The organism is Brevundimonas sp. SPF441 (assembly GCF_009661015.1).
In the GTDB taxonomy this organism is placed as follows: domain Bacteria; phylum Pseudomonadota; class Alphaproteobacteria; order Caulobacterales; family Caulobacteraceae; genus Brevundimonas; species Brevundimonas vesicularis.
In genome coordinates this window covers 1-5,928 of record NZ_WJWX01000047.1, presented here as the reverse complement: position 1 = coordinate 5,928, position 5,928 = coordinate 1, and the positions used below count along the sequence as shown (strand labels likewise).

The 5,928-nt window shown below is 69.8% G+C and carries 8 protein-coding genes and 1 pseudogene; 2 read left to right on the top strand and 7 right to left on the bottom strand.

All coding sequences use genetic code 11. The features are described 5' to 3' along the window. Positions 1-102: 102 nt before the first annotated feature. From GGC30_RS16025 to GGC30_RS16015, 3 genes are all read right to left on the bottom strand, one after another. Positions 103-399 (bottom strand): phage head-tail adapter protein, encoded by a 297-nt coding sequence (locus GGC30_RS16025; protein ID WP_370452035.1) that lies wholly within the window; start codon positions 397-399, stop codon positions 103-105. After that, the gene (locus GGC30_RS16020) at positions 396-659 is read right to left on the bottom strand and encodes a head-tail connector protein (protein WP_153926111.1); all 264 of its coding nucleotides are present in this window, start codon (positions 657-659) and stop codon (positions 396-398) included. Before GGC30_RS16020 ends, GGC30_RS16025 begins: the two co-directional genes overlap by 4 nt. 202 nt (positions 660-861) lie before the next feature. Continuing rightward, positions 862-2,100, bottom strand: a complete 1,239-nt coding sequence (locus tag GGC30_RS16015) for a phage major capsid protein (RefSeq protein ID WP_153926109.1) — start codon at positions 2,098-2,100, stop codon at positions 862-864. A gap of 167 nt (positions 2,101-2,267) precedes the next feature. Between GGC30_RS16015 and GGC30_RS16010 the strand changes: the two genes are divergently transcribed. After that, on the top strand, positions 2,268-2,594 hold the full coding sequence (locus GGC30_RS16010) for a hypothetical protein (RefSeq protein ID WP_153926107.1): 327 nt from the start codon (positions 2,268-2,270) through the stop codon (positions 2,592-2,594). Positions 2,595-2,600: 6 nt separating this feature from the next. Beyond that, on the top strand, positions 2,601-3,416 hold the full coding sequence (locus GGC30_RS16005) for a hypothetical protein (protein WP_153926105.1): 816 nt from the start codon (positions 2,601-2,603) through the stop codon (positions 3,414-3,416). On the opposite strand, the gene GGC30_RS16000 is transcribed toward GGC30_RS16005, so the two are convergent. From GGC30_RS16000 to GGC30_RS16355, 4 genes and pseudogenes are all read right to left on the bottom strand, one after another. After that, positions 3,403-3,810, bottom strand: a complete 408-nt coding sequence (locus tag GGC30_RS16000) for an HK97 family phage prohead protease (protein WP_153926103.1) — start codon at positions 3,808-3,810, stop codon at positions 3,403-3,405. The genes GGC30_RS16005 and GGC30_RS16000 overlap by 14 nt on opposite strands. After that, a complete protein-coding gene (locus tag GGC30_RS15995) occupies positions 3,807-4,037 on the bottom strand; it encodes a hypothetical protein (RefSeq protein WP_153926101.1) in 231 nt (76 codons plus the stop codon). Before GGC30_RS15995 ends, GGC30_RS16000 begins: the two co-directional genes overlap by 4 nt. Beyond that, positions 4,034-5,204, bottom strand: a pseudogene (locus GGC30_RS15990) (phage portal protein). Before GGC30_RS15990 ends, GGC30_RS15995 begins: the two are co-directional and overlap by 4 nt. Positions 5,205-5,329: 125 nt before the next feature. Next, positions 5,330-5,928, bottom strand: a 599-nt coding sequence (locus tag GGC30_RS16355; protein WP_194943626.1) for an acyltransferase, incomplete at its 5' end; no start/stop codon positions are given.

Below are 5,928 nucleotides of genomic sequence, written 5' to 3'. Positions count from 1 at the left end.
CCGGCGGATGGTCCCAGACCCGCCCGCCCAGCAACGCCTGCACCGCCGCATCACCCTTCAGCGCCGCCAGCACCGCCTTTTGCAGCGCGCTCTCATGATCCCTCATCGCACCCGCTCCAGATCCAGCTTCGCCCGCCCCGGCCGCGCGTCCTCCATCGCCACGATCCGCCAGTCCGCCCCGCCAAACCGCAGCACGCGCCCGACCGTCAGCCGGCCATCCGCCCGCGCCTCCGCGCCCATCGTCTCGACCGCCCGCCTTTGATGGCCCTCGCCGCGTTCCGTGCGCCGACGCGCCCCACACTTCAGCCAGGCCGACCCGACCGCTTCGAACGACACGCTGCGCCCGCCATACGGCGTCTCGGCCTCCACCGGCTGGAACAGCCCCGCTAGAGTTCTCACAACCGCACCACGCGGTATGGCGCGATCCAGCCCTCCACCGGTTCGATCTCCACCGCCTCGCCTCGCTCATAGGCCCGCAGGACCAGCATCAGGATCGCCAGCCTCAGCGGCGCCGGCGAGGTGAACGTCAGGCTCAACCCGACATCCCCCTCCACCTTCGCCTGCGCCGCCGCGATCAGGGTCTGGATTAAGCCGTCCTCGACCTCATGCTCGACCCTCAGAAACAGCTTCGCCTCCGCCACCGTCACCGGCTGCGCCATGGCAATCTCCATTGTCAGATTCGGAATCTCCCTCCCCGCTCCGGGGAGGGTGATCGCGCAGCGACCGGGTGGGGGCGGCCCGGCAAGGCCGCACGCTTGGTCGATGACCTAACTTCGATCGCCCGGCCGTCCCCACCCGACTTCGGCTGCGCCTCAGCCACCCTCCCCCGCAGGGGGAGGGAAAGTCGCCATCACTCCGCGACTAGGTCGCGGCGAACTTCATCACCTTGATCGCGTCGAAGTTCTGCACCCCGCCGCCCACGCGCTTGGTCGTGTAGAACAGCACATAGGGCTTGGCCGAATAGGGATCGCGCAGCACCCGCAACCCTGCCTGGTCCACGATCAGATACCCCCGCTGGAAGTCCCCGAACGCGATCGACAGACTGTTCGCCGCCACGTCCGGCATGGTCTCGATCTCGGTCACCGGATAGCCGAGCAAGGAAGCCGTCTCGCCCAGCCGCGTCGCCGGCTGCCAGATGTAGTTGCCGTCCGCGTCCTTGAACTTGCGCACGGCCGAGACCGTCTTGCGGTTCATCACGAACCGGCCGTTCGGCCGATACTGGGCCTTGGGCGCATAGATCAGGTCGATCAGGCGATCCGCCGGACTGGTCGCCGCGAAACCGCCCGCCGCGCCAGAGGGGACATAGCCGATCTGACCCCAGGCCTGGCCCGCGTCCGCCACAGTCGGATAGGACAGCAGACCCTTGGGCTTGTTCACCCCATCGCCGTTGATGAAGGCCTGGGTCTCCTGCGCCGCAAAGGCGTCCTCGACCTCGGCTGCCAGCCATTCGTCCAGATCGACCATGGCGTCGTCCAGCAACGCCTGCGTCGCCGCCGGATTGGCGTAGAGATCGGCCGACGGAAACTCCAGCAGGGCCAGGGTCGCCGGGTCCGTCTCGGGCCGCGCGGCCGTCTCCGCCACCCAGCCGCAGGCCACGCCCGCCGTCGACACCGGCTTTCTGAAAACGCCGGCCGCGACGGTCCTGACCGTGGCGATCTCGCGCATCGGACTGGCCGCCATCAGACGCCGCTCGATGGCCCGCTCGGTCTCATAGGGCACCACATAGCCGCCCGAGGTCGCCCCGCCCGACAGGCCCGCCTTGACCTCCAGCGCGCCAGACTGGCCTGTCTTCAAATACCCGTCCCACGCCGCTTTCGCCTCGGGCGCTGACGCCGGCTCCACCGGCTCGCCGCCGATCACTCCAGCGATCTGGGGTCGACGGCTCTGGCTCATCACCCGATCCAGTCGCGCCTGGGCCGAGACGACCGCCTGATCGATGCGCGCCACCTTCTCCTCCAGCAGCACATCGGCCGCCGCCTTCTTCTCGATCTCGCCCAGCCGGGCGTCGTTCGCCCCTTTGAACGCCTCGAACGCCGCCATCATCTCGCGCACGACATCGCGCGCCTCGGGCTGGCCCGAAGCCTGTTTGGTCTCTTTCATGGTGTCTCCTGCTGAAACGATCCTCCCCCGCGATGCGGGGGAGGGGGACCGCCGAAGGCGGTGGAGGGGGCGGCCGCGTCGCGACCTTCCCATTTTCGCGAGCGGCCGACATCGGCCGCCCGAAACCTGTGATTGCGGCGGCTTCAGGCGACCGCTAGGCTCGCCTCATGCCCGCGCCGATCTTCGTCGAAGCCGATCTCTACAGCCCGCTGCTTCATGCAGCCGCGCTGATCCTCTTCGCGGTCCTCTTCCCGCCCGGCACGCTTTCAGCAGGGCCACGACGTGTGGCCCGCTGGCCATGGGCGGCGGCCATCGGCCTTCCGGTCATCGTCTACACGATTGCCGATATCGTCCTGACTGCCCTGCATCGCGGCGCCGAGGCTGAGGGCAAAAGCGGCCTGCGCTACCGCGCGGCGCAGATCGCCATACTCGTCCTGATCCTCGGCATCGTGGTTTTGATGCTGCGTCGCAACGCTGCATCCAAGTCGTCCTAGCGCCCCATGTCCCACCTGACGCCCCTCGAAAGCGCCGTCATGGACGCCATGATCTGGCAGATGGGCGACAGCGTGCCGGATCTGCGGGCCCAGGTCGCCGCCAGTTCGCCGGGCCTGCGTCGCAACACCGGCGCCGGTCTCTATTCCCAGATCGTCGTCGATGCGGACCGCGTGATCGCCAACCCGGACGCCACCGGCCTGTTCGGCACGGTCCATGCCATGGTCGCCGGCCTGCCCGACCCCGTCGGCTTCCAGATCGAGCTGCGCCAAGGCCGGCTGACGGCCCTGCACGGCCAAAGCTACGGCCAGGACACCCGCGCCATCGACTTCTCGACCGCCGCCTTCGAAGAGGTCTTCACCGTCGACGAAGCCGGCCGCTCGATCCTGTTCCGTCCCGCCCGGCGCACGCCGGATCCGATCCCGCCCAGGCCAAAACCCGCCGCCAGACCGGCCCCTGCACCCGCCCAAGCCACGCCAAAAGCGCAATCCAGGCCCGCGCCCCAACCGGCGTCCAAGCCCTCCGATCACGCCCTGCCGTCCGCCGCCGCCTCGCCGGGCCTGGCCGAGATCATCGCCGGCCTGTCGAACCCCACGGCCTCGCGCGGCGGCCAGCTGGCCCTGGTCTATCTCGGCGCCTATGCGCTGGCGGCCGTCTTCATCCTGTTCGCCCACCTCGTGCTGCACGTCGGCTGGATCTTCGGCCTGGTGCTCGCCGGCTGGGTCTTGCGCTATCTCCACGGCAAGAAGGGCCGCGCCCAGATGGCCGCCCTCGCCGAGACCCTCGACCGCAATGGCGCTTTCCAGGCCCTCAAGCCAAACTGAACCGCGCCCCCGGCAGCATCGGAAAGGTCACCAGCGACACTTCCCACAGCTCGACCGCGCTCAGCACGCGCAGCCGTCCCTGACGCCGGGCCCGCGCCGTGCGGTATCCGATCGACAGCCCATCCAGCGCCCCGGCTCGGCTCAACGCCCCGGCGAACCGCGCCTCGGCCGACCAGTCCTCGATCCGGCCGCGCACGAACAGACCGCGCGCATCCTCGACGATCTGCTCCCAGACCCCGACCGGCGCGCGCGCATCGTGCTGGTTCAGCATTCGCACCCCCTCAGCGCCCGTCTTGGCCAGACTGTCCGCAAACGCCCCCGCCTGCACCACGTCCCCGTTCAGATCCGCCACGCCCCACAGCGAGGCGTAGCCTTCGATGGCCAGTGCGCTCATTTCCCCTCCAACCTACGCTCGATCCGCTCCACCGCCGCCGCCGTCGCCTCGCCCTGGACCTCCAGCCGCGCCAGTCGTTCGGCGACCAGCCTCTGTTCCCCGACCCGCTGCTCCAACGTCGCGATCCGCGCTGCGGCGCCCCCGGCCCAGACCAGGCCGCCCACCGTCTGCACCACGACGGCGATCAGCAGCGCCGTCGGCACGCGCCGGATATGATGTTCGGTCATGCCCCCAATCCCGCCATCCGCCGACGCTCTTCGTCGGTCAGGAAGCTCGCCGCCTCCAGCCGCGCCCACAGGGCGTCCCGCTCGGGCTGCAGCGCCGAGACCGCATCCAGGTCCGCCCGGATTTCGCACCCCGCGAACCGCTCGCCCAGCCAGCCCGTCATCGCGCCCGCCGCCTTTCTCACCAGCGGGATCACCGTCTGTCGCCAGAAGGCCGCATTGGCCTCGCGATAGTTGGCGTAGGTCGCATCGCCCGGTATCCCCAGCAGCTGCGGCGGCACCCCGAACGCGAGGGCGATCTCGCGCGCCGCCACATGTTTGCCGGCGGTGAAATCCATCTCCGCCGGCGTCAGGCTCAGCGGCTTCCAATCCATCCCGCCTTCCAGCAGGATCGGCCGCCCGGCGTTGATCGCCCCGGCATAGACGTTCGACAGCTGGTCCTTCAGCGCCTCGAACTGTCCGTCCGTCAGCCGCTCGCCGTTCCTCGCCCCATAGACCAGCGCCCCCGACGGCCGCGCCGCATTGTCCAGCAAAGCCTTGTTCCACGCGCCGGCCGCATTGTGCGCGTCCACCCCTTGCGCCGCCGCCTCCAGCGGCGACAGCCCGTACCAGTCGTCCAGCGGGTGCCACAGCTTCAGGTGCATCACCGGCGCCCAGCCGTCCGCCGCCCGCCCGATCCGCACCGACCGTCCGTCCACGGAATAATCCCACGCCTCGGGCCAGCCTGACCGGCCCGGAACCACCTTCACCCGATCCGACCTCAGCGCCCACAGCTCGTCCGGCGCCCCGTCTCCATCCGCATCGCCGGTCGCCTCGACATAGGCGTTGCCCGACACCTGCAGCGCGCCATAGACCGCCTCCATCAGCTCCGCCCCCGATTGCTCGGGATTGGGCCGTCGGATCAGTTTCGCCAGCGGATGCGCATCGTCGCGCGCCCCGTCCACGAACACCGCAAACGGCGCAGCCGCCGCCGCCTCGGCGATCATGCGGATGCAGCGATAGGCCACGGCGTTTCTGATACCCCTCGCGCGCCAGGCTGGCGTAGTCGTTGGGCGTCCACCTGGGTCGCCCCACCCCCGACAAGGCGATCACCCCGCCCGCCCGGCTTTCCTTCGCCTCAGGCGCGCCCACGCGCCCCGCCTGGCCGAACGGCCACCGGATCGAAACCATCGCAATCTCCCAAGAATTCCTGTCCCTTCTCCCAGTGGGAGAAGGTGGCTCGAAGAGCCGGATGAGGGTCGGCCGGCGGCCCAGTGCGCGCGAGCGAGCCCTCACCCTTTCGCGTTGACCGATCGCTACGCTCCCGGACGCTCAAGCCCTCTCCCAGCGGGAGAGGGTGTCATCACCTCCAGAAGCGGCCGCTCGATCCAGACGTGGACGACCGCCCCCGCCGCCAGACTGGCGATCACCGTCAGCGCCACCACCGCATCCCCCGGCAGGGCGACCATCCCGCTCTCGAACATCCGCCCCAGGGCCCGGATGACCAGCACATGGACCAGATAGATCGAGTAGGACGCATCCCCCATGAAGGCCGCCGCCCGCGCCAGCCGCCCCGGCGCCCGATCCGTCCGCTCCATCCGCACCACGCCGAACACCAGCAGGGCGCTGGGCAGACCCCAGACCGCTGCCCGCCTCAACCCGTTCCACGGATCGTTCAGCGCCCGCACATCGTCGATGCCGCCATAGCCGAAGACCAGGCTCAACCCGAACCCGACCAGCGCCAGACCGACCGCCCACAGCGCCAACCCACGCGGCGCGAACCGCCAAACCGAGGCGATCCCGACGCCCAGCAGAAACTCCAGAATGATCGGCGCGCCCCAGAACCTCAGCACCGGCGCCGCCACGACCAATCCGACCGCCAGCATCACTGCATAGGCCCCGACCAGCCCCCAGC